The organism is Pseudomonas sp. LBUM1645, assembly GCF_059716185.1.
On record NZ_CP166811.1, the window covers coordinates 502,496 to 525,371 of the forward strand.

Below are 22,876 nucleotides of genomic sequence, written 5' to 3' on the forward strand. Positions count from 1 at the left end.
TCTCCTCAGCAGTCCAGTGGGTTGCGTTTTTCCGGGTTGATCCCGAACTTGGCGATGGCTTCAGACACCACCTTAGGTTCGATATCACCACGGTCAGCCAAGGCTTCCAGGGCTGCCAACACCACGAAATGACGGTCGACTTCGAAGAAGTGACGCAGCTTCTTGCGGCTGTCACTGCGGCCGAAACCGTCGGTGCCCAGGACTTTGAATTCCTTGGACGGGACCCACTGACGAATTTGCTCAGCGAACAGCTTCATGTAGTCGGTAGAGGCAATGACCGGACCTTGACGGCCGTTCAGGCACTCTTCGACATAGCTCAGTTTAGGCTTCTGGCCCGGGTGCAGACGGTTGCTGCGCTCTACGGCCAGGCCGTCGCGACGCAGTTCGTTGAAGCTGGTAACGCTCCACACGTCAGCGCCGACGTTGAACTGTTCACGCAGGATTTTCGCCGCTTCGCGAACTTCGCGCAGGATGGTGCCGGAGCCCATCAGCTGAACGTGGTGCGCCGCTTCGCGGGTGTCTTCCTCGAGCAGGTACATGCCCTTGATGATGCCTTCCTCGACACCGGCCGGCATGGCTGGCTGCTGGTAGGACTCGTTCATCACGGTGATGTAGTAGAAAACGTCCTGCTGCTGCTCGGTCATCTTCTTCATGCCGTCCTGGATGATCACCGCCAGCTCGTAGCCGTAGGTTGGATCAAAGGTGCGGCAGTTCGGGATGGTGGCAGCCAGGATGTGGCTGTGACCGTCTTCGTGTTGCAGGCCTTCGCCGTTCAGCGTGGTCCGGCCGGCGGTGCCGCCGATCAGGAAGCCACGGGTACGGCTGTCGCCAGCGGCCCAGGCGAGGTCGCCGATACGCTGGAAGCCGAACATCGAGTAGAAGATGTAGAACGGCAGCATTGGCTGGTTGTGGCTGGAGTACGAAGTACCGGCAGCGATGAAGGAGCTCATGGCGCCCGCTTCGTTGATGCCTTCTTCGAGGATCTGGCCCTTCTTGTCTTCTTTGTAGAACATCACCTGGTCTTTATCGACTGGCTCGTAGAGCTGGCCGACGGACGAGTAGATGCCCAACTGACGGAACATGCCTTCCATACCAAAGGTACGGGCTTCGTCCGGGATGATCGGAACGATGCGCGAACCGATTTCCTTGTCCTTGACCAGCTGCGCGAGGATCCGCACGAAGGCCATGGTGGTAGAGATTTCACGGTCGCCCGAGCCGTCCAGGATTGCCTTGAGGGTATCCAGCGGTGGCGTCGGGATGTCGAAGCTTTTGGCACGGCGCTGTGGCACGAAACCGCCCAGTGCAGTGCGGCGCTCGCTCAGGTAACGGGCTTCAGCGCTGTTTGGTTCCGGTTTGAAGAACGGCAGGTTTTCCAGTTCTTCGTCTTTGACCGGAATGTCGAAACGATCGCGGAACAGCTTCAGGCTTTCAACATCAACTTTTTTGGTGTTGTGCGCAGTGTTCTTCGCTTCGCCGGCACCGGTGCCATAACCTTTGATGGTCTTGGCCAGGATGACGGTCGGTTGTTCTTTGTGGTTGACCGCTTCGTGGTACGCCGCGTAGACCTTGTACGGGTCGTGACCGCCACGGTTGAGTTTCCAGATCTCGTCGTCGGACAAGTCTTCAACCATCGCCTTGAGTTCTGGCGAGTTGAAGAAGTGTTCACGAACGAACGCGCCGTCTTTGGCTTTGTAGTTCTGGTACTCGCCGTCGATGACTTCGTCCATGCGGCGTTGCAGGATACCGTCGACGTCTTTGGCCAACAGTGGGTCCCAGAAACGGCCCCAGATGACTTTGGTCACGTTCCACTGAGCACCGCGGAACACGCCTTCGAGTTCCTGGATGATCTTGCCGTTGCCGCGAACCGGGCCATCAAGGCGCTGCAGGTTGCAGTTGATGACGAAGATCAGGTTGTCGAGCTTCTCGCGGCCAGCCAGCGAGATCGCGCCCAGGGATTCCGGCTCGTCGCACTCGCCGTCGCCCAGGAAGCACCAGACTTTTTGCTTGCCTTCAGGGATAAAGCCACGGGCTTCCAGGTACTTCATGAAGCGCGCCTGGTAGATCGCCTGGATCGGGCCCAGACCCATGGATACGGTCGGGAACTGCCAGAAATCAGGCATCAGCCAAGGGTGCGGGTAGGACGACAGGCCCTGACCGTCCACTTCCTGGCGGAAGTTGTTCATCTGGTCTTCGGTGATGCGGCCTTCCATGAACGCACGGGCGTAAACGCCTGGCGAGGTGTGGCCCTGGAAGTAGATCAGGTCGCCGCCGTGTTCGTCGGTCGGGGCCTGGAAGAAATAGTTGAAGCCGATGTCGTACAGGGTTGCGCTGGAGGCGAAGCTGGAGATGTGACCGCCCAGGTCAGAATCTTTCAGGTTCGTACGCATCACCATGGCCATCGCGTTCCAGCGTACCAACGAGCGAATGCGGCGTTCCATGAACAGGTCGCCAGGCATGCGTGCTTCGTGGGTAACGGGGATCGTGTTGCGGTATGGCGTGGTGATGGCATAAGGCAATTGCGAACCGCTACGGGTTGCGAGTTCGCCCATACGGGTCATCAGATAGTGAGCGCGGTCTTCGCCTTCTTTGTCGAGAACCGATTCCAGGGCGTCCAGCCATTCCTGGGTTTCGACGGGATCGAGGTCTTGCATGGCTTGCTCCAGGGCGGAAAGGCTTCCAGAATCGGTTGCCTGAGTTTGCGACTGGCCTTGTGGGCAGACGATATAAATTCTTGGATTGCCGAGAGGTTGTTCCGGCGGCGTGTAGTTTTACTACAAATCTTCGGGCATTTCAGCCTTTCGAATGTATATACGAGTAGTAAAACTACAGATGAGCGGCTTGTGGCCTCCAGCTGCGTTGTGAGAATAATCGTTAAGGTTGGTCTTTTGCCAACCAGAAAAGGTGAAAGCTTGATGCTGTCTGCCAAAATTAAAGAAATTTCAGCTATTTCTAACCTTTGTTCGACAGTCGATCACGTAGTGCATTCTCGCGAATCACTACATGCAGCCCTCTACACGCCGATCAAGGATAGACCATGAGCCTCCCTTCGCTTGCCGAACTGCCTGGCATCCTCCTGCCGTTTGTCACCCGCGCCGAGCAGTCGTTCCGTACGGCCGTCGCCGGGCTGGATGACGACCATGGCCTGTCTGGCTGGACGCCTGATCGCTGGGCGCAATTCGCCCGTGTCACCGCTGCCAGCGACTTCGTGATTGAACAAAGTGTCCGTGACCCATTGATGTTGCTGGAGCTGGTGCAGTCCGGTGAGCTGGACCGAAGTTTTGCGCCCGGCGAACTATGCGCACAAATTGCGGCAGCGGTGAGTGCAGCGGAAACCGACGATGAGCTCGGTCGCGCCCTGCGTCGTCAACGTACCCGTCATCAAGTGCGGATCATCTGGCGCGACCTGACGCGTCAGTGTGATCTGATCCAGACCTGCCGCGACCTCTCGGACATGGCCGATGCCAGCATCGATCAGGCCTATCAGTGGTTGTACTCGCGGCATTGTCAGCAGTTTGGCGTGCCGACTGGCCGGCGCAGCGGCGAGCCGCAGCAAATGGTCATTCTCGGCATGGGCAAGCTCGGTGCGGTGGAGCTCAACCTGTCGTCGGACATCGACCTGATCTTCGCCTACCCCGAGGGCGGCGAAACCGTCGGCGTCAAACGCTCGCTGGATAACCAGGAATTTTTCATTCGTCTCGGCCAGCGCCTGATCAAGGCCCTGGACCCGATGACCGTCGACGGTTTTGTATTCCGCGTCGACATGCGTCTGCGGCCTTACGGTTCGGCCGGCGCATTGGTGTTGAGCTTCAACGCGCTGGAGCAGTATTACCAGGATCAGGGTCGCGACTGGGAACGCTACGCGATGATCAAGTCGCGGGTGGTGGCCGGCGATCAAGTGGCTGGCGCGCAATTACAAGACATGCTGCGGCCGTTCGTTTACCGGCGTTACCTCGACTTCTCGGCGATCGAAGCGCTGCGCACCATGAAGCAGCTGATTCAGCAGGAAGTCCGGCGCAAGGGCATGGCCGACAACATCAAACTCGGCTCCGGTGGCATTCGTGAAGTCGAATTTATCGCCCAGGCATTCCAGTTGATCCACGGCGGCCGCGACCTGAGCTTGCAGCAACGTCCTCTATTAAAAGTACTGAGCACGCTGGAAGGTCAGGGTTACCTGCCGCCGGCGGTGATCAGCGAACTGCGCGAAGGCTACGAATTCCTGCGTTACACCGAGCACGCGATCCAGGCGATTGCCGACCGCCAGACCCAGATGCTGCCGGACGGCGCTGAGGATCAGGCGCGCATTGCCTTTATGCTGGGTTTTGACGATTGGGCGGCTTTCCATGAGCGGCTGATGTATTGGCGCGATCGCGTGGCGTGGCACTTCGGTCAGGTGATCGCCGATCCCGACGAAGAGGAAGGCACCGAAAGCGAAGTGGTGGTCGGCGGCGAATGGTTGCCGTTGTGGGAAGAGGCTCAGGACGAAGAGGCCGCTTGCCGCCAGTTGGAAGAGGGCGGCTTCGCCGATGCCACCAAGGCCCTGAAAGCGTTGGCCGGTTTGCGTAGCAGCCCGCAGTTGCGGGCGATGCAGCGCTTGGGGCGTGAGCGCCTCGATGCCTTTATTCCGCGGTTGCTGGCTCAGGCTGTCGAACACGCCAATCCGGATCTGGTGCTGGAAAGAGTCTTGCCGCTGGTGGAAGCCGTGGCCCGTCGTTCCGCCTATCTGGTGTTGCTGACCGAGAATCCCGGCGCGCTGCGACGTTTGTTGACCTTGTGCGCCGCGAGCCCGTGGATCGCCGAACAGATCACCCGCTTCCCGCTGCTGCTCGACGAATTGCTCAATGAAGGTCGGTTGTTCAAACCGCCACTGGCGCCGGAACTGACCGCCGAGTTGCGCGAGCGTTTGACGCGGATTCCCGAAGACGACCTCGAACAGCAAATGGAAGCCCTGCGACATTTCAAACTGGCGCACCGCTTGCGGGTCGCCGCTTCGGAAATCGCCGGCAGCCTGCCATTGATGAAGGTCAGTGATTACCTGACCTGGCTCGCCGAAGCGATTCTCGAACAAGTGCTGGCCCTGGCCTGGCGTCAGACCGTGGCCAAATACGGTACGCCGCTGCGTACCGACGGCACCTTGTGCGATCCCGGCTTCATCATTGTCGGTTACGGGAAAGTCGGCGGTCTGGAACTGGGGCATGGTTCGGACCTGGACCTGGTGTTCATCCACGACGGCGACCCGCAGGCGGAAACCGACGGGCCGAAGCCTATCGACGGCGCGCAATTCTTTACCCGGCTGGGCCAACGGATCATTCACTTGCTCACGGCCCAGACCAACTCCGGTCAGCTGTATGAAGTGGACATGCGTCTGCGGCCGTCCGGCGCGTCGGGGTTGCTGGTGAGTTCGCTCGGTGCGTTTGCCCGGTATCAGGAAAATGAAGCCTGGACCTGGGAACATCAGGCGCTGGTGCGGGCGCGGGTGCTGGTGGGCAGTCCGGACGTCGGCCAGGCGTTCGAGAAAGTCCGCGCGGCGGTATTGGGCAAGTCGCGGGACTTGGCGATATTGCGCCAAGAGGTCAGCGAGATGCGCGCCAAAATGCGCGATAACCTTGGCAGCAAGAGCACCGCGGCGGGCACCGGGGCAAATGCCTTCGAGGCCACGGCGCCGTTCGATCTCAAGCAGGACGCCGGAGGTATCGTCGATATCGAATTTATGGTGCAATACGCGGCCCTGGCGTGGTCCGAATCGCACCCGCCATTGCTGCGCTGGACTGACAATATCCGCATTCTGGAAGGGCTGGAGGAGGAAGGGCTGATGCCCGCCGAAGACGCCAGCCTGTTGCGCGAGGCCTATAAAGCCTATCGTTCAGCCGCTCACCGGCAGGCCTTGCAGAAGGACGCCGGGGTGATACCGGGCGACCAGTTCGTGGACGAACGGCGGCAGGTAGTGCGGATCTGGCGCGAGCTGGGGCTAAGCTGAAACCGGATATTAGAAACACCGAATACCCAATGTGGGAGCGAGCTTGCTCGCGATGAGGCCGTCACATACAACATTTATGCTGACTGTCACGCCGCCATCGCGAGCAAGCTCGCTCCCACAGTAGATCTGCAGTGTTTTGTAGAATTCTCGAGGCGGGGAGGCGTATGCCTCCCCGGCTCGTTTATGGAAACCACATGAAAATTCTGATCGTTGGGCCCAGTTGGGTCGGTGACATGGTGATGGCGCAGACACTGTTTCAGTGTCTCAAGCAACGCCACCCGCAATGCGAAATCGACGTGCTGGCCCCCGAGTGGAGCCGGCCGATTCTTGAGCGCATGCCCGAAGTACGCCAGGCCTTGAGCTTTCCGCTCGGTCACGGTGCTTTGGAGCTGGCGACGCGTCGGCGCATTGGCAAATCCCTGGCCGGCCAGTACGACCAGGCGATCCTGCTGCCCAATTCCCTGAAGTCGGCATTGGTGCCGTTCTTCGCCGGCATCCCGAAACGTACCGGCTGGCGTGGCGAATTCCGCTACGGCCTGCTCAATGACGTGCGCACGCTGGATAAAGAACGTTACCCGTTGATGATCGAGCGCTTCATGGCCCTGGCTTACGAGTCCGGTGCCGAGCTGCCGACACCTTATCCACGGCCGAGCCTGCAGATTGACCCGGTCACTCGCGAAGCGGCAATAGCCAAGTTCGGCCTGGCTCTCGACCGCCCGGTGTTGGTGCTGTGCCCTGGTGCCGAGTTTGGCGAGTCCAAGCGCTGGCCGTCCGAGCACTATGCCAAGGTTGCCGAAGCGAAGATCCGCGAAGGTTGGCAAGTCTGGCTGTTCGGTTCGAAAAACGACCACGCCGTCGGCGAAGACATCCGTTCGCGGCTGATTCCCGGTTTGCGTGAAGAGTCGGTGAACCTCAGCGGCGGCACCTCCCTGGCCGAAGCCATCGACCTGATGTCCTGCGCCGACGCGGTGGTGTCCAACGACTCCGGCCTGATGCACGTCGCCGCCGCGCTGAATCGCCCGTTGGTGGCAGTCTACGGCTCGACGTCGCCGGGGTTCACGCCGCCGCTGGCCGAGCACGTCGAGATCGTGCGCCTGGGCATCGAATGCAGTCCCTGCTTCGATCGCACATGCCGCTTCGGTCATTACAACTGCCTGCGTCAGCTAATGCCGCAAGCGGTGAACGAAGCCTTGCAGCGTTTGCAAGGCACTGTGGTCGAGGTCAAATAGTTTGCGGGTACTGCTGATCAAGACCTCTTCGCTGGGCGACGTGATTCACGCGTTGCCGGCGCTGACCGACGCGGCACGGGCGATCCCCGGCATCCAGTTCGATTGGGTGGTGGAAGAAGGCTTCGCCGAAATCCCGACCTGGCACCCGGCCGTGGGCAAGGTGATTCCGGTGGCGATCCGTCGCTGGCGCAAAAACATCTGGCAGACCATCAAGAGTGGCGAGTGGAAGCGCTTCAAGCAAAGCGTTCGCGCCAACAAATATGACTTGGTGATCGATGCCCAGGGCCTGCTGAAAAGCGCGTTGCTGACCCGATACGCCAAAGCCCCGGTGGCCGGCCTGGATAAAAACTCGGCCCGTGAGCCGATTGCCGCACGCTTCTATTCCCGGCGTCTGGCCGTGGCCCGTGGGCAACACGCGGTGGAGCGAGTGCGTCAGCTATTTGCTGTGGCCCTGGGTTACGACCTGCCAAAAGGCTTGGGCGATTACGGCCTGAACATCGAACGACTGGTGGAATTGCCGCGCAAAAATCCTTACGTGGTGTTCCTGCACGGCACCACGTGGGACACCAAGCATTGGCCTGAAGCCTACTGGCGCGAGTTGGCCGAGCGCGTCGGCTATCTCGGTGTCGCGGTGAAACTGCCGTGGGGTAATCCGATCGAGAAAGCCCGGGCCGAGCGCATCGCCAAAGACATGAGGCACGTCGAAGTGCTGCCCAAGCTGAATCTTGCGGGTGTCGGCAAAGTGCTGGCCGGCGCGCAAGCCTGCGTGGCGGTGGACACGGGCCTCGGTCATCTGGCCGCAGCGCTCGACGTACCGACTCTGTCTCTGTTCGGCCCGACCAACCCGGGTCTGACCGGTGCCTACGGTAAAGCGCAGATTCACATCGCCAGCGATTTCCCCTGCGCACCGTGTATGCAAAAGAAGTGTACGTATCAACCGACGGCCGAAGATGCCCGTCAGTTTGACCTTAAACGCGAGTGGCCCCTGTGCTTCACGCGTCTGAATCCCGAGCGTGTCGCGACCCGACTGAGCACGTTGTTACTGGCTGAGGAGCTGCGCTGATGCAATTGGCATTCGTCTTGTACAAGTACTTTCCATTCGGGGGCTTGCAGCGCGATTTCATGCGCATCGCCCTGGAATGTCAGCAACGCGGTCATCAGATTCGGGTCTACACGCTGATCTGGGAAGGCGACATTCCGCCGGGCTTCGAAGTGTTGGTGGCGCCGGTCAAAGCGTTCTTCAATCATCGACGCAACGAGAAACTCAGCGAATGGATGGAAGCGGATCTGGCCAAGCGTCCGGTGGACCGTTTGATCGGTTTCAACAAAATGCCGGGGCTGGACGTCTACTACGCCGCCGACGGCTGCTTCGAAGACAAGGCGCAAAACCTGCGTAATTCGCTGTACCGTCGTTGGGGCCGCTACCGGCACTTCGCCGAGTACGAGCGCGCGGTGTTCGCCAAGGATGCGAAGACCGAAGTGCTGATGATTTCCGAAGTTCAGCAGCCGCTGTTCATCAAGCACTACGACACGCCGCTTGAGCGCTTCCATTTGCTGCCGCCAGGTATCTCTCAGGACCGTCGCGCGCCGGCCAATGCCGCCGAGATCCGTGTCGAATTCCGTCGCGAATTCAACCTGAAAGACGATGATCTGCTGCTGGTGCAAATCGGCTCCGGGTTCAAGACCAAAGGTGTGGATCGCAGCCTCAAGGCGCTGGCCGCATTGCCCGCTGATCTGAAGAAACGCACCCGGCTGTTTGTAATTGGCCAGGACGACCCCAAATTATTCCAGATGCAGAGCGCCACATTGGGGCTCGGCGATAACGTGACGTTCCTCAAGGGCCGCAGCGACATCCCGCGTTTTCTGCTCGGCGCCGATCTGTTGATTCACCCGGCGTACAACGAAAACACCGGGACTGTGTTGCTCGAAGCCCTGGTGGCCGGGTTGCCGGTGCTGGTGAGTGCGGTGTGTGGTTACGCCCATTACATCGCCGAGGCCGACGCCGGTCTGGTGCTGGACGAACCTTTCGATCAGGCGCAGCTGACTCAGTACCTGACCGGCATGTTGAACGACGCTCAAGCACGGGCGGCCTGGAGCCGCAATGGTCTGGCCTTCGCCGAGACGGCCGACCTCTACAGCATGCCGCAGCACGCGGCCGATGTGATTCTGGCGGAGCACGCTTAATGAAGTTGATGCTGGCTGAACCGTTCAAGAGCCTTTGGGCCGGACGCGACCCGTTCGCCGAAGTCGAGGGTCTCCAGGGCGAGGTATACCGCGAACTTGAAGCGCGCCGGACCCTGCGTACCGAAGTCGATGGCAATGGCTTTTTCGTGAAGATCCACCGTGGCATTGGCTGGGGCGAGATCTTCAAGAACCTGCTCACTGCCAAACTGCCGGTGCTCGGTGCCGGCCAGGAATGGAAGGCCATTCAGCGCCTGCAAGAAGTCGGCGTGCCGACCATGACTGCCGTGGCTTATGGTGAGAAGGGCAGCAACCCGGCGGACCAGCATTCGTTCATCGTCACCGAAGAGCTGGCGCCCACTGTCAGCCTCGAAGACTTCAGCATCGACTGGGTCAAGCAACCGCCCGAGCCAAAACTCAAGCGCGCCCTGATCGCCGAAGTCGCGCGCATGACCGGCATGATGCACCGCGCCGGCGTCAACCATCGCGACTGCTACATCTGCCACTTTCTGCTGCACACCGACAAACCGGTGACGGCCGACGATTTCAGGCTCTCGGTGATCGACCTGCACCGCGCCCAGACCCGTCCGGCGATCACTCAGCGCTGGCGCAACAAGGATCTGGCGGCGCTGTACTTTTCAGCGCTGGACATTGGCCTGACCCGGCGCGACAAACTGCGCTTCCTCAAAGGCTACTTCCAGCAGCCGCTGCGCCAGATTCTGGCTGAAGAAGCGCCGCTGCTTGCCTGGCTGGAAGGCAAAGCCAACAAACTCTACGACCGTAAACAGCGATACGGGGATGCGCTCTGATGGCGGGTTGGAAACTGGAGCCTGAGTACAGCGATCTGGCAGAAGATTTCGGCAGTCTTGAGGCTGTGTTTGCGCTTCAGGGTGAGCGCCTGACGCGCGACCTGTTGTCCGAGGTCATTCGCGTCGAGCGCAATGGCGTCAACTATTACGTCAAACGCTACGTGGGTGCGGGCAAAGGTCTGCGCCGTTACCTGGGCAAGCCTCGGGTGAAAGCCGAGTGGCAGAATCTCAAGCGCTTCGCCAAGTGGGGCATTCCTACCGCCGAAGTGGTGGCCTGGGGCCTGGAACGTCGTGGTGCGGCGTACGATCGCGGTGCGATGATTACCCGTGAACTGCCCAATACCGAAGACTTGTCGGCCCTGGCCGAGCGGCATGATCCAAAGCTGGCGGACCGCGCCTGGGTCGATAACGTCAGCCGGCAGCTGGCGGGTTATACCCGGACCATGCACGACCACCGCTTCACCCATAACGATTTGAAGTGGCGCAACCTGCTGATCGACGATGAGCCCCGGCTATTTTTGATCGACTGCCCGAACGGTGATTTCTGGCGCGGCTTCTGGCTCAAGTACCGGATCACCAAGGACCTGGCCTGTCTGGACAAGGTCGCCAAGTATCACTTGTCGGCTACCCAGCGCCTGCGGTTTTACCTGCAATACCGCCAGTGTGATCGGCTGAATGCCGCCGACAAAAAACGGATCCGGCACGTGGTGAGATTTTTCGAGGGACGCGAATGACTGATTTCCTGGCGGCTGAAGACCGTGCACTGCTTGAGCGTCACGGCCTCGACAATTTCGACGCACTCTGGGCCAAGCAGCTCGACGCTGTGGACGAGCCCAACACCGGTCGCGGTGGCTGGAGCAGCGTGTTTCGGCTGGATCTGGAAGGTCATGGCTACTACCTCAAACGCCAGAGCAACTACCAGATGCGCACCTTGCATGCGCCCTTTGGCGAGCCGAGTTTTGCCCGTGAATTTCGCAATATCAGTCGCTATGAAAAGTTCGGTATTCCAGCGCTGAAGGCGGCGTTTTTCGGTGAGCGCAAAGTCGATGGCGAAGTCCGGGCGATTCTGCTAACCCGTGCCCTGGATGGTTGGGATGATCTGGATTCGCTGTTGCAGCGCTGGTCGGACCTGAGTTCGGCGCAGCATTCGGCCATTATGAAGGCCTGTGGGCAACTGGCCCGGTGCCTGCACGGCGCGCGTCAGGTTCACGGTTGCTTCTACCCCAAGCACATTTTTCTCCAGGCCACCGGCGACGGTTACCTGGCCCAGCTGATCGACCTGGAAAAGACCCGGCCGTTGCTGTTTGGTCTGCGTGATCGGGCCAAAGACCTGGAGCCGTTGCTGCGTCGGGCGCCTGAGTGGAGCGAAGCGCAGTTGCGCGAGCTGCTGGCCGCCTATCTGGATCAATCGCAAGACAGTTCGCTGATCGACAGCTGGCTGGCGCGACTGACCGCGCGGCGCACTCACAAGGAGACGCGCTGATGCGTTTGTCCGAGCTGAAAAACGCTGGCCGCAGCCCGAGCCTGCCGCTGAACATTCCACTGGCCGATGCCGCCGGCCCTGCCGAGCTGCAGTTGCTGAGTCTGTTGCGGGTGTTGCCGGGGCAGCGTTATGTCGGTGCGGGTGTCTGGCGCGGGCGGCCGGTGCTGGCCAAGTTGTTGGTCGGCAGCAAAGCGGCGCGGCATTTTCAGCGGGAACGCAACGGTGTGCATTTGCTCGCCGCCCAGGGCCTGACCACGCCGCAACTGTTGGTCGACGGCCTGAAGGACGGCGAGGGCGGCTGGCTGCTGTTCGAGTTCATCGAGGGCGCCGAGAGCCTCGGTGAAACCTGGAAACAGGTCGAGCATTTGCCGGTGCTGGCGGATATGCAAGGGGCTGTGCTGGCCGAGGCGTTGGGCGCTATCGGCCAAATGCATCGCAAGGGGCTCTGGCAGGAAGACCTGCACCTGGACAACCTCTTGCGCCAGCGCGGCCGGTTGTATTTGATCGATGGCGGCGGCGTCTGCTCCGAAACCCCTGGCCAGCCGCTCTCGCGGCAGAAAGTCCTGGAAAACCTCGGGGTGTTTTTTGCCCAGTTGCCCAAGACGCTGGAACCCTACACCGAAGAATTGCTGGTGTATTACCTGCTGAGCAACGGCGAGCATGCCTTGCCGATGGAAGCGTTGCAGAAGCAAATCAACAAGGTGCGCAGCTGGCGCCTGAAGGACTTCCTGATCAAGGTCGGCCGCGAATGCACGCTGTTCAGTGTCCAGCGCGGAGCGTTCGGCTTACGGGCGATTCGTCGCGAGGAAGAGGCGGCGATGCTGCAGGTGCTGGCGCAGGCCGATGCGCTGCTCGATCAGGGCCATCTGTACAAGACCGGCGGCGCGGCGAGCGTCGGTAAGGTCGAGGTGGCTGGTCGTACGCTGGTGATCAAGCGCTACAACATCAAAGGTTTTGCCCACTGGCTCAAACGCTTCTGGCGCCCGAGCCGTGCCTGGCATTCCTGGCGTGAAGGCAATCGCCTGGCGTTTCTCGGCATTGCCACGCCCAAGCCGTTGGCGTTGCTGGAGAAGCGTTTTCTCTGGTTGCGCAGTCGGGCATATCTGGTGACCGAGTATTTACCGGGGCCGGACATCATCGAGCGGTTTGCGCCTTACGTTGAAAGTGGTGAGGCACCGGAAGCCGAATTGCTGGCGCTGGATCATTTGTTTTCCGAGCTGATTGGCGAGCGGATCAGTCACGGGGATTTCAAGGGGCATAACCTGTTCTGGCAGCACGATCGCTGGGCGCTGATTGATCTGGATTCGATGTGTCAGCATGCCTCGCTCAGCAGCTTCGCCCCGGCCTATGCGCGGGATCGGGCAAGGTTTATGCGTAACTGGCCTGAGAGCAGTGCGCTGTATCAGGTTATTGATCAGCGTCTGCCCAAAGACATCTCCAGCGCTGCTTGAATCGGACCTTCGGTCCTATCGCGAGCAAGCTCGCTCCCACAGTGGTTCTCCGTTGCAACACAAATCCCCTGTGGGAGCGAGCTTGCTCGCGATGGGGCCAGAACAGTCACCCGAGATTAAGGGACAGGTTTTTATGAATCGTCCTACATGATCTACAGAGCCCATGAACTGTGCCCTGAATAGCCGCGATGCTAGTTTGCCTGACGTTCACGGAGGGCAGATTTTGACGATAAAAATGACGGTGTTACTGAGCACTTTTGCACTGGTTTTATCAGGCTGCGGGACCGCTTTTACGGTGCTGCAGGATGACGAGGATGCGGCTCGTAGCCTCAGAAAGCAAAAGACCTACTGTCAATCCATACCGCGTATCTACAGTGGCCTGGCCTACGACTTTTGCGTATTAAACGCAGCGCCTGATCCCACGGGTTTTCTTTTGCCGTTCGTGTTGGCGGATTTCACCCTCTCGGGTGTTTTCGACACCGTCCTCCTGCCCTATACGGTTTACCGCCAAGCGACCGACGGCAATATCAGTATTTACTGGCGAGCAGGCCGCGGGTAACTCTTTTGTATTCCTGCGTGTCAGTGCTACACCTAACGCACTTGGCTCGAAGAACAAAAGGTGAATAGCTCTTGTTGACCCCGATTTTGCCCTATCAACAGTTTTTTCTTTTTGAAAACGAAAGCGAAGCTGAAACTAATGTTGAGGCGGCAAAGCTTTTACCTCCGTCCGGGAGGTACAGCGATTTCATAATCTATGTGGATGAGAGCGGCGATCATGGGATGCAAACATTAGATCCAAACTACCCAATGTTTGTGCTGGCATTTTGTGTGTTTCATAAAAGGCATTATTGCGAAAAGGTTATTCCTGCCCTTCAGAAATTCAAATTTAATCATATGGGTCATGACCTGATCGGTCTGCATGAATTGGAAATTCGAAAAGAAAAGGGAGCGTTCTCTAGTCTTTTCACATCAAGGCAACACAAGCATTCCTTTCTCGATGAGTTAACGGGAATCATTGAGGCCAGCAATTTCGTCCTGATCAGCTGCGTTATCGACAAAGCCGCTCTTCGCGAAAAGCAAGGTCCTGTCCACAATCCCTATCACGTCGCGCTCGGATTCTGCCTTGAAACGCTTTATGAGTATTTGCAGGAAAAGAATCAACAGAGCGTTTTAACTCATGTGATTTTCGAGCGTCGAGGGAAGCGGGAGGATAATGAGCTTGAGCTGGAGTTTCGTCGCATGTGCGATGGCGCGAACAGATTGGGTATACAACTGCCGTTCGACATCGTCTTTGCAACCAAACAAGTGAATTCCACGGGGTTACAGCTAGCGGATCTTGTTGCAAGACCCATTGGTATGAGCGTTTTGCGGGCGGGGCAAGAAAATCGTGCCTTTGACGTGCTCAAGCGCAAGTTCTACTGCAGTGGTGGGCGTAACAATGTGGGAGAGGGTTTCGAGAATTGGGGGTTAAAAATTTTCCCTCTCTCAGAAAGCGAAAAGCCCCGGTGAAACTCACCGAGGCCACAACGCCGACCGGGATCCCCCAGTCCATTTGCGCAGGAGTCTAAGTCGAGGTCCTTCATCTGTCAACGCGCCAGCTTGCCACTTCCCGCTAGAGGCTTGCCGTCGCTTTTAAGCTATAATCCCGCCCTTTAGCTGCCACTCGCCCTTTGCGAGGGCACATTCATCTTTGAGGCGCCTTGCGCCTGCATGCAGACTAAAGAGGCTAGACCCCTGTGGCATTGACGATTCTTGGCCTGTCCGGCGCCCTTAGCCATGATCCTTCCGCAGCTTTGTACATCGACGGCAAGCTGGTCGCGGCGGCTGAGGAAGAGCGCTTTGTGCGCGATAAACATGCAAAGAACCGCATGCCTTACGAGTCGGCGAAGTTCTGCCTCGAGCAGGCCGGCATCAAGCCATCCGACGTTGATGTGGTAGCGATTCCGTTCGCGCCGATCAGCCTGTTCGGCAAGGCTCGCTGGCATTACGCCAAGCGTTACTGGTACGCCCCGGACCGCGCGCTCGACGCGATCCTGATGGGTAACCGTCGCTACAAACGCTATCGCAACAAGATTGTCTGGTGCCTCGAGCAATTGGGTTTCGATCCGAAGAAAATCAAGATCGAGCCGGTCGAGCATCACCTGGCCCACGCCTCCAGCGCTTATCACTGCTCCGGTTTCAAAGAGAAAACCGCGATCCTCGGGATCGACGGCAAGGGTGAGTACGCCACGACCTTTTTCGGTTACGGCGAAAACGGCAAGATCCACAAGATCAAGGAATTCTTCGATCCGGACTCCCTCGGCGGCCTGTACGGCGCGATCACCGAGTTTCTCGGTTTCGAGATGCTCGACGGTGAGTTCAAGGTCATGGGCATGGCGCCGTATGGCGATGCCAGCAAATACGATTTCTCGCGCCTGGCTTCGTTCGAGAACGGCGAGCTGGTGATCAACACCGACTACGCCAACGTCATCGGCCTGCGTCGTTATAAAGAGAAGGGCAAAGGTTTCTACTTCTCGCCGAAGCTGATCGAGTGGCTGGGTCCGAAGCGCGAAGGCGACATCGCCGACGAGCCGTACATCCATTACGCCGCGAGCATGCAAGCGCTGTTCGAAAAGATCTCGCTGCAGATGATCGACCATTACCTGGGCGACGTGCTCAAGGAAACCGGCAAGCTGGCCTTCGCCGGTGGCTGTGCGTTGAACGTCAAGCTGAACCAGAAAATCATCGCCCGCGATGACGTTAAAGAACTGTTCGTGCAGCCTGCGTCCGGCGATGCCGGCACCGCGGTCGGCGCGGCGGCCTATGTGTCCCACGCCCGTGGTGTGCCGGTCGAGAAGATGGAACACGTCTACCTCGGTCCGTCGTACACCAACGAAGACGTGCTCGCCGCGTGTGCCCGTCACCCGAGCAAGCCGGTATGGCGCAAGCTTGAGAACATGCCGGAAAATATCGCCAAAATCATGGTCGATGGCAACCCGGTGGCCTGGTTCCAGGGCCGCATGGAATTCGGTCCGCGCGCCTTGGGCGGTCGTTCGATCATCGGTTGCCCGAGTGCGACTGGCGTGGCTGACCGCATCAACCACCAGATCAAGTTCCGCGAGCGCTGGAGGCCTTTCTGCCCGTCGATGCTCGACACCGTTGCACCGCAGATGATCAAGATCGATCACCCGGCGCCGTTCATGACCTTCACCTTTGAAGTGGCGGAAGAGTGGAAAACCCGCGTGCCGGAAGTCGTCCATGAAGACGGTACGTCGCGGGCCCAGGTGCTCAAGCGCGAATACAACCCGCGCTACTACGACATGATGAAGGCGCTGGAAGTGCTGACCGGCAACGGCGTGTCGCTGAACACCTCGCTCAACCGTCGTGGCGAACCGATGATCTGCTCGCCGACGGATGCCCTGAACATGTTCTTCGGTTCCGATCTACAGTATCTGATCATGGAAGACATCCTGGTGGTCAAAGAGGGCGCGGACGCATATGACACGCTCGGCTGAACGCCATGTGCTGCAGTTCTGTCACGGCTATGATGGGCCGTTTCTAGACTGCGCCCGGCAGTACGCCAGCCTGTTCGCGGGGACCGGTTATCGAGTGACCACGGTGTTTCTGACCGGGGCTGCCGATGCCGAAGTCGCCGCGGGCTGCGCTTCCGATGAAGTGCTGTTCATGGAATACAGCTCCAAGGCCATTCGTGGCCTGAAGCTGGGCGCGATCAGCGATCTGCGCAAGATCGCCGCCTCGCGCAATTTCAGTTTTTGCATCGCTCACCGTTTCAAACCTATTTATATCGCCTTGCTCGGCACGTCGTTGCCGGTGATTGGCGTGCATCACGCGTTTGACGATTACAAGCGCGGCACGCGCAAACTCTTCGCGAATATTTTCCGCAAACGCCTGAGCCTGCTCGGGGTTTCCGATGCCGTGCGCGACGACATGCGCCATTGCCTGCCGAAGTGGCCGGCGGCGCGGATTCAGACGCTCTATAACCGTATCGATGTGCAGACCTTGCAGGACAGCCAGGTGTCGGTTCGCGAGGCCCGGGAAACCCTCGGCCTGGCGCCGGATGCCTGGGTTGTCGGCAATGTCGGACGGCTGCATCCGGATAAGGATCAGACCACGCTGCTGCACGGTTTTGCTGCGGCGTTGCCGGGTTTACCGGCCAGCAGCCAGTTGGTGATTCTTGGTGCCGGTCGACTGGAACAGGACCTCAAGGCCCTGGCTCGTGAGTTGGGTATCGGCGACCGCGTGCTATTCCTCGGTCAGGTGCCTGAAGCCCGACGTTATTTCCGTGCCTTCGATGTGTTTGCCCTGAGTTCCGATCACGAACCGTTCGGCATGGTGCTGCTGGAGGCCATGGCTGCCGGCGTGCCCTTGCTTGCCACGGCGTGTGGCGGGGCGAAAGAAGTGGTCGAGGGCGTCGGTATTCTGTTCCCGCTGGGCGATGCCGAACACTTGGCTCAAGGGCTGCAACATCTGGCCGCGATGGACGAGCAGCAACGTCACCAGTGTGCCGAGCTGATGCTCGATCGCTTGCGTGAACGCTTCTCCGACCGCGCGGTGCGCGATGCTTTCTGGCGTTTGCCGCACGTTACCGAACTGGCACCGAGGGGCTGATGCTCAACCGATTTCAAGGCTGGCGCGAACGTGGCTGGGCGGTAGTCGACGCCTCGACATATGCTGAAGCCTGGCAACGATATGGCGGCAGCGTCGCCACTCATCCCATGGTGGTCGAGCGACTGGCACAGTTGGCCGACATTCCTGTGCGCTACCTGGCCTGGGAGCAAAACGGTGAAGTCAAAGCCGCGATCCCGACCTGGGGCCGCGACCTCGCCTTGTCCAAGGACGTGCTCAAGCGTTGCGGTAAAAAAGGTCTGTTCGATCTCGGTAATGCCGAGTTCATCCTGCCGGCCGCTGCCGATGCACAAGCGCCGCTGCGTCATCGTGGGCGCTACCTGTCGGCTCTGAATGAAGGCCGCTTCACCGGTATCAAGTTGCAGGCTGAACAGCTGGCGATGGCCCGCACTCCCGAAGAACTGTCGAAGAAGTTTCGCTACAACCAGCGCCGTGAATTGCGATTGCTGGAAGAAGCGGGCGGAGTGGTTCGGCCGGTCACCGAGTTTTCCAGCAGTGAACTGGCGGCGATCTATTGCGACCTGTTCCAGCGTCGCTGGGGCTTCCCGGCGACGGGGGCCGAGCGCATGGCTGAGGTCATCGAGTTGCTGCGTGATTTGCTGATCGGCTCGGTGATTTTCCTCAACGATGCGCCGATAGCGATACAACTGGTCTACCGTGTCGAGACACCGCAGTGGATCAGCGTCGAGTACATCAATGGCGGCGTCGATCCCGAAACCCGCGAATTCAGTCCGGGCAGCGTGCTGAGTTTTCTCAATACGCAAAGCGCCTGGGAGCATGCCCGGGCGTTGGACAAACCGTTGCGCTTTTCTTTCGGTCGCGCCGACCGTGAATACAAGGATCGCTGGTGCAATCCTGTGCCGGTGTTCACCGTATGAGTCAGCCCATGAACCGCAAACAGCAATTGCTCAAGCGCCATCGGCGCAACAAACGCATTGGTCTGCTCATCGCGCTGGTGCTATTGATTGCCATGGGTGTGCTGGTGACCTGGTGGCTGCCGTTGGTGCTCGCGGTTCTGGGCTGGATTGCCCACGAGGCCTGGTTCGCCGACCACCTGTTTTATTCGCCCAAAGACGATTATCAATACAGCTTTCCACCGTATACCCAGCAGCCCAAGGTTCACCTTGACGGTGAGCGTTTGCGCCTGGACGACGGCGTCATGCTGGTCGACGACGCCACCCTGGTGTTGGCGCTGCGGATAAAAAGCACCTGGCTGGGACGCTTCATCGATCCCGTGGTCGAGCTGTCGGGGGGGGATAACCCGGACCGACAAACCTTCGAGCGTGGTGTGAACGGCCTGCGTTACCTCAACCTCAGTGGGCAGGCGCAGGTGCTGTCGCAAGGTGAGTTACGCCTGCGCGGGCGATTCTGCCGACTGCTGGGTGAGCCGGTGCTCAGGGCGTTCGAGCATCCGGATTACAGTCGTCAACGGGTGATGGTGATCGCGCCCCACGCTGACGATGCCGAGTTGGCCGCATTCGGTTTGTACAGCAGCGCCAGTCAAAGCTGGATCGTGACCTTGACCGCCGGTGAAATCGAGGCCGGGCATTATCAGCAGATGGGACTCAGCGGTGTCGAAGCGTCTCGGCTGAAAGGCTCGCTTCGTGCCTGGGACAGTCTCAGCGTGCCGTTGTGGGGCGGCGTACCTCAGGAACGCTGTATTCAGTTGGGGTATTTCTGCCTGCAATTGTCCGCCATGCAAAGCGCGCCGACCGAGGCCGTGGTGTCCCGTGAGGCACAGCTTGGTGATACCCGATATTTTCGACGGTTCAATCCGTTTGCCCTGGGCAGTGACGTCGATGGCATACCGTCCTGGAACAATCTGCTGGCCGACCTGAGTGAGTTGATCGAGCGCATCCAGCCTCAGGTCATCGTTTTGCCGCATCCACGTTTCGACCCGCACCCAGACCATCTATGCTCACAGCAAGCGGTGATGCAGGCACTGAACGGTACAGCCTGGCAGCCCGAAACCTTGTTGCATTACGCCAATCATCTACACGACAACGATCGCTGGCCAATGGGTGATGCCGGGACCGGTGTGACACTGCCGCCACAGATCAATAATCACGAACCGTTGCGGCCCTGGGCGCTTTGTCTGTCGACCGAAAAGCAGTGGCACAAGGCTATGTCGCTGGGCATGATGCACGACCTTCAGCCCCGACTTCCCCTCAAGCGTCTACTTCGCCGGGCGATCCAGCGTTGTCTGGCGGCCCGACGCTGGCCGGCATTCGGCGAAAACGAGTTCTTCCGTAAAGCGGTGCGGCGCCACGAATTATTCTGGGTCCAAGAGCTGTCTGGAAAGAGAGAGACCAATTGAAAGTTCTGTTTCTGGTGCAGAAAGAGCAGCGAGCGATCCTCGATCGACTGTATGACGGTATCGCCGAGCACTGCGACTGCGACAAGCGCGAGTTGACCAGCGCGGAGCAGGACGACTTGCGTGGATACTTCCGCAAGCATGTCGATGTGACCCGCTACGACCGGATTGTTTTTTTCCTGCGCTTCAAAAAAGAAATCAGACAGGTGAGGTTCATCCAGACCCTGCCCAATCTGGTTATTCTGGAACACGATGCGTACCAGAATTACATCCCGTGCAAGTACACCGGAAAGTTCAGCGCGCATTACCGCAAGCTACCCTGGGCGCGGGTGATCAGCTCGGGTTTCATGGTCAGCCAGCGCTTGCGTGAGGAAGGTTTCGATGCGGTGTTCGTTCCCAAGGGCTACGACCAGTCGCTGCTGCAAGATCAAGGTCGTGAGCGAGATATCGAACTGGCATTTGTAGGCAGTACCAACAGCGTCGCCTATAGCGGCCGCAAAGCACTGCTCGATGAGTTGGCGCGCGTCGAACCTCTGGTGGTGACGCGTACCAAGTCGGGTGAGGAATACTGCGATACGCTTAACCGTATTCGCTACTTCGTCAGCGCCGACGTCGGTATGGGCGAATTCATGATCAAGAATTTCGAGGCCATGGCGTGTGGTTGTGTGCTGCTGGCTTATGATCAGGGCGCGGCTGAAAGCAGCGCGCTGGGTTTGCACGATATGCACAACGTTGTTTTCTATCAAAGTATCCCGCAGCTTCAGGAAAAACTCGCGAGGCTGCGGGCTGACCCGGAGCTGGCGCAGCATATCGCTCGCAATGGTCGTGAACTGGTGGTTGGCCAGTTCAGCTTTGCGCGTATCGGGAAGCGTATCGTCGAGGAGCTCGAACCAGCATTGCGTCCTCACGCGCCGTTGAGTCTGCTGGAAAAAGTGCGTCTGAAGCTGGGCGTTTGACAGGCATCAACGCAAGGCGCGCGTTCATAGCGAACACATCAAGTTTGCATTGTCTCTAATGCCGGGAGTCTGCATTGGCTGTTTTATCAACTAAGTGCGCCGCAGCGTACCTGCATAGTTCCATGCGTTGGCTTGTTGCCTTATGAGTATCCTTAACGTTATGTGGTCCGGCGGTGCGCCGTTCGCATCGATTCACAAGGTTCATCAGCAAATACTGTCGCAGGTCGGCCCTACCGCATCGGTCAAGACCTGGTTGCTTCAGGGCCGCGCGTCAGGGTCTGGAGTGAATGTTGGCGAAACCCGGGAATGGAAACTGTCCTCCGCCCGTTTGAAAGGGCGGCATTTCTGGCGGCTGATGAAGCCCTGGATGCAGGCCTCTTTCAAGAGAGCCCTCAAGCAGAGTGGGGCACACCTTTTGCTGCTCGATGGCTTGGGAGTAGCTCGCACACTTTTACCCCTTCTCAAAACAATGCCAAACATCCACGCGGTGGTGATTGTTCATGGTTCCACGCGAGTTCGTACCGGAGATCGAGCCCTCTTCCACCAGCTCTCGACGTCCCAGCTGAGATTGGTCGCAGTGTCGAACACCTTGGCGGCCTCGCTGGGCCGAGACCTTCAAATGCCGGTCATGACACTGCGCAGTGCGTTCGACCCTGCCGCGTTTCGCTCCTCGGTACTCCCTCGCGAGGACGCCCGCGCCCGGTTGGGGTTGCCCATGGATGACACGCCTGTGCTCGGTGCGGTGGGGCGATTGGTGGAAAATAAGGGGTTTGCCTGTCTGATCGAGGCCTTTGCCTCTGCATTGAAGCAGCGACCCGATCTGCGATTGGTGATTATCGGTGAAGGGCCTTCCAGAGAAGCGCTGCAAGCACGCATTGACCATCTGGGGTTGCGCGCGAGTGTCTCCTTGCCCGGCCATCTGAATGATGCCGCGCGGCTTTACAGGGCTTTCGACTGGGTCGCTATCCCTTCACTGGACGAGGGCCTGGGACTGATTATGCAAGAGGCGGTGATGGCGGGTGTCCCCGTAATTTCCAGCGAATTGCCAGTGTTTCGCGAGCAGTTGGCCGACACGGGTTGGTATGCCCCCGTAGAGGATGTCAGCGCCTGGAGCGATATTATTGTGCGAGCGTTCAGCGCTTCTGCGAAAGATATCGCGGCAGGCCAATATCAGGAGCTGGCCCCTGACCAGGCCTGGCTGAACTTCAGTCAGACGGCCCGTGCATTGCTTTCATGATGCCAGAACAGCTTGTTCGAGTGCCTGCATTGGAAAGCTGTCGTTCAGGTTTTCGCGCGCAATATAGCGGGCGAAATGCTGCAGGTTACGCTTGATCAGATGCTTGGGCAGTGGCGCCCGCAAGAAACGCATATCCGCTACATCGATCAGGCCCATTCGGTTGTCCGGTGTGACAACGATGTTGCCCAGGTGCAGTGAGCGAAAGTAGATCCCCGACATATGAAGGCTACGTATCAGCCCCGCCAGAGCCGGCAGTGTCTGCTGCCAGTTGAATCCTTCCTTGCTGGCGATCTGGCGCAAGGTTTCTCCCGGCAGGGGCTGGTAAAGCACCGCCGTCATGCCAGGGGTTTGCAGTCGATAGAACTGCAGGACCTGAAGGGTGGGTACGCCAAGCTTGTGCAATTCGGCGGCGTTGTCGATGAAGCGTTTCGAGTACGGACGAAACATCGCGGAAGATAAAATACGCTTGCGACGAAACAGTTTCAGGATATTCCCATCCTGCAACAGGTAAACTTTCGGGCCGTAGCTGTCGGCCTCCAGTACTCTGGCGGCTTCTATCATTTGATTTAAAGCGTCTTGCGGAAGCCGGGAGCATTGCATCATAGAAAGCCTTGTT

18 protein-coding genes are annotated in these 22,876 nt (G+C 59.1%); 16 read left to right on the plus strand and 2 right to left on the minus strand.

Annotated elements, in window-relative coordinates:
- Positions 1–5 precede the first annotated feature (5 nt).
- Entirely contained in the window at positions 6–2,651 is a 2,646-nt protein-coding gene (gene aceE, locus ACA079_RS02210; protein ID WP_497702426.1) for a pyruvate dehydrogenase (acetyl-transferring), homodimeric type, read from the minus strand.
- Between the two features lie 383 nt (positions 2,652–3,034).
- Between aceE and glnE the strand changes: the two genes are divergently transcribed.
- The 16 genes from glnE to ACA079_RS02290 all read left to right on the plus strand — a co-directional run bounded on the left by glnE (position 3,035) and on the right by ACA079_RS02290 (position 22,260).
- Positions 3,035–5,974, plus strand: coding sequence for a bifunctional [glutamate--ammonia ligase]-adenylyl-L-tyrosine phosphorylase/[glutamate--ammonia-ligase] adenylyltransferase (gene glnE, locus ACA079_RS02215; protein ID WP_497702427.1), 2,940 nt, complete (start codon positions 3,035–3,037; stop codon positions 5,972–5,974).
- Positions 5,975–6,168: 194 nt separating this feature from the next.
- Positions 6,169–7,203, plus strand: a complete 1,035-nt coding sequence (gene waaF, locus ACA079_RS02220; protein WP_497702428.1) for a lipopolysaccharide heptosyltransferase II — start codon at positions 6,169–6,171, stop codon at positions 7,201–7,203.
- Position 7,204: 1 nt separating this feature from the next.
- Positions 7,205–8,266: a lipopolysaccharide heptosyltransferase I gene (gene waaC / locus ACA079_RS02225; protein WP_497702429.1), complete on the plus strand. Its 1,062-nt coding sequence runs from the start codon at positions 7,205–7,207 to the stop codon at positions 8,264–8,266.
- Positions 8,266–9,387: a glycosyltransferase family 4 protein gene (locus ACA079_RS02230; RefSeq protein ID WP_497702430.1), complete on the plus strand. Its 1,122-nt coding sequence runs from the start codon at positions 8,266–8,268 to the stop codon at positions 9,385–9,387. Before waaC ends, ACA079_RS02230 begins: the two co-directional genes overlap by 1 nt.
- Positions 9,387–10,193 carry a lipopolysaccharide core heptose(I) kinase RfaP gene (gene rfaP / locus ACA079_RS02235; protein WP_497702431.1) on the plus strand — a complete coding sequence of 269 codons (807 nt, stop codon included), beginning with the start codon at positions 9,387–9,389 and terminating at the stop codon, positions 10,191–10,193. The genes ACA079_RS02230 and rfaP overlap by 1 nt, the downstream gene beginning before the upstream one ends.
- On the plus strand, positions 10,193–10,927 hold the full coding sequence (locus ACA079_RS02240) for a lipopolysaccharide kinase InaA family protein (RefSeq protein ID WP_497702432.1): 735 nt from the start codon (positions 10,193–10,195) through the stop codon (positions 10,925–10,927). Before rfaP ends, ACA079_RS02240 begins: the two co-directional genes overlap by 1 nt.
- Entirely contained in the window at positions 10,924–11,676 is a 753-nt protein-coding gene (locus tag ACA079_RS02245) for a lipopolysaccharide kinase InaA family protein (RefSeq protein ID WP_497702433.1), read from the plus strand. The genes ACA079_RS02240 and ACA079_RS02245 overlap by 4 nt, the downstream gene beginning before the upstream one ends.
- Positions 11,676–13,127, plus strand: a complete 1,452-nt coding sequence (locus ACA079_RS02250; RefSeq protein ID WP_497702434.1) for a lipopolysaccharide kinase InaA family protein — start codon at positions 11,676–11,678, stop codon at positions 13,125–13,127. The genes ACA079_RS02245 and ACA079_RS02250 overlap by 1 nt, the downstream gene beginning before the upstream one ends.
- Positions 13,128–13,350: 223 nt before the next feature.
- Positions 13,351–13,686, plus strand: a complete 336-nt coding sequence (locus ACA079_RS02255) for a YceK/YidQ family lipoprotein (RefSeq protein WP_497704271.1) — start codon at positions 13,351–13,353, stop codon at positions 13,684–13,686.
- Positions 13,687–13,757: 71 nt separating this feature from the next.
- Entirely contained in the window at positions 13,758–14,636 is an 879-nt protein-coding gene (locus ACA079_RS02260; protein ID WP_497702435.1) for a DUF3800 domain-containing protein, read from the plus strand.
- A gap of 227 nt (positions 14,637–14,863) precedes the next feature.
- Complete coding sequence (locus ACA079_RS02265; protein ID WP_008146248.1) at positions 14,864–16,621, plus strand: carbamoyltransferase family protein; 1,758 nt, start codon at positions 14,864–14,866, stop codon at positions 16,619–16,621.
- Positions 16,605–17,735, plus strand: coding sequence for a glycosyltransferase (locus ACA079_RS02270; protein ID WP_111449306.1), 1,131 nt, complete (start codon positions 16,605–16,607; stop codon positions 17,733–17,735). Before ACA079_RS02265 ends, ACA079_RS02270 begins: the two co-directional genes overlap by 17 nt.
- On the plus strand, positions 17,735–18,631 hold the full coding sequence (locus ACA079_RS02275) for an antimicrobial resistance protein Mig-14 (RefSeq protein ID WP_497702436.1): 897 nt from the start codon (positions 17,735–17,737) through the stop codon (positions 18,629–18,631). The genes ACA079_RS02270 and ACA079_RS02275 overlap by 1 nt, the downstream gene beginning before the upstream one ends.
- Positions 18,632–18,639: 8 nt before the next feature.
- Complete coding sequence (locus ACA079_RS02280) at positions 18,640–20,070, plus strand: PIG-L deacetylase family protein (protein WP_497702437.1); 1,431 nt, start codon at positions 18,640–18,642, stop codon at positions 20,068–20,070.
- Entirely contained in the window at positions 20,067–21,023 is a 957-nt protein-coding gene (locus tag ACA079_RS02285; protein WP_497702438.1) for a glycosyltransferase family protein, read from the plus strand. The genes ACA079_RS02280 and ACA079_RS02285 overlap by 4 nt, the downstream gene beginning before the upstream one ends.
- A 142-nt stretch (positions 21,024–21,165) precedes the next feature.
- On the plus strand, positions 21,166–22,260 hold the full coding sequence (locus tag ACA079_RS02290; RefSeq protein ID WP_497702439.1) for a glycosyltransferase: 1,095 nt from the start codon (positions 21,166–21,168) through the stop codon (positions 22,258–22,260).
- On the opposite strand, the gene ACA079_RS02295 is transcribed toward ACA079_RS02290, so the two are convergent.
- Positions 22,255–22,860, minus strand: coding sequence for a BUD32 family EKC/KEOPS complex subunit (locus ACA079_RS02295; protein WP_497704272.1), 606 nt, complete (start codon positions 22,858–22,860; stop codon positions 22,255–22,257). The genes ACA079_RS02290 and ACA079_RS02295 overlap by 6 nt on opposite strands.
- Between the last annotated feature and the right edge of the window lie 16 nt (positions 22,861–22,876).

Bases quoted from the DNA above. Each gene is read 5' to 3' on its own strand.
- ACA079_RS02230 (WP_497702430.1), top strand. From the start codon at position 8,266: ATGCAATTGGCATTCGTCTTGTACAAGTACTTTCCATTCGGGGGCTTG.
- ACA079_RS02280 (WP_497702437.1), top strand. From the start codon at position 18,640: ATGAACCGCAAACAGCAATTGCTCAAGCGCCATCGGCGCAACAAACGC.
- ACA079_RS02295 (WP_497704272.1), bottom strand. From the start codon at position 22,860: ATGCAATGCTCCCGGCTTCCGCAAGACGCTTTAAATCAAATGATAGAA.
- ACA079_RS02240 (WP_497702432.1), top strand. From the start codon at position 10,193: ATGGCGGGTTGGAAACTGGAGCCTGAGTACAGCGATCTGGCAGAAGAT.
- ACA079_RS02250 (WP_497702434.1), top strand. From the start codon at position 11,676: ATGCGTTTGTCCGAGCTGAAAAACGCTGGCCGCAGCCCGAGCCTGCCG.
- waaF (WP_497702428.1), top strand. From the start codon at position 6,169: ATGAAAATTCTGATCGTTGGGCCCAGTTGGGTCGGTGACATGGTGATG.
- aceE (WP_497702426.1), bottom strand. From the start codon at position 2,651: ATGCAAGACCTCGATCCCGTCGAAACCCAGGAATGGCTGGACGCCCTG.
- ACA079_RS02245 (WP_497702433.1), top strand. From the start codon at position 10,924: ATGACTGATTTCCTGGCGGCTGAAGACCGTGCACTGCTTGAGCGTCAC.
- ACA079_RS02270 (WP_111449306.1), top strand. From the start codon at position 16,605: ATGACACGCTCGGCTGAACGCCATGTGCTGCAGTTCTGTCACGGCTAT.
- ACA079_RS02290 (WP_497702439.1), top strand. From the start codon at position 21,166: ATGAGTATCCTTAACGTTATGTGGTCCGGCGGTGCGCCGTTCGCATCG.
- glnE (WP_497702427.1), top strand. From the start codon at position 3,035: ATGAGCCTCCCTTCGCTTGCCGAACTGCCTGGCATCCTCCTGCCGTTT.
- rfaP (WP_497702431.1), top strand. From the start codon at position 9,387: ATGAAGTTGATGCTGGCTGAACCGTTCAAGAGCCTTTGGGCCGGACGC.
- ACA079_RS02275 (WP_497702436.1), top strand. From the start codon at position 17,735: ATGCTCAACCGATTTCAAGGCTGGCGCGAACGTGGCTGGGCGGTAGTC.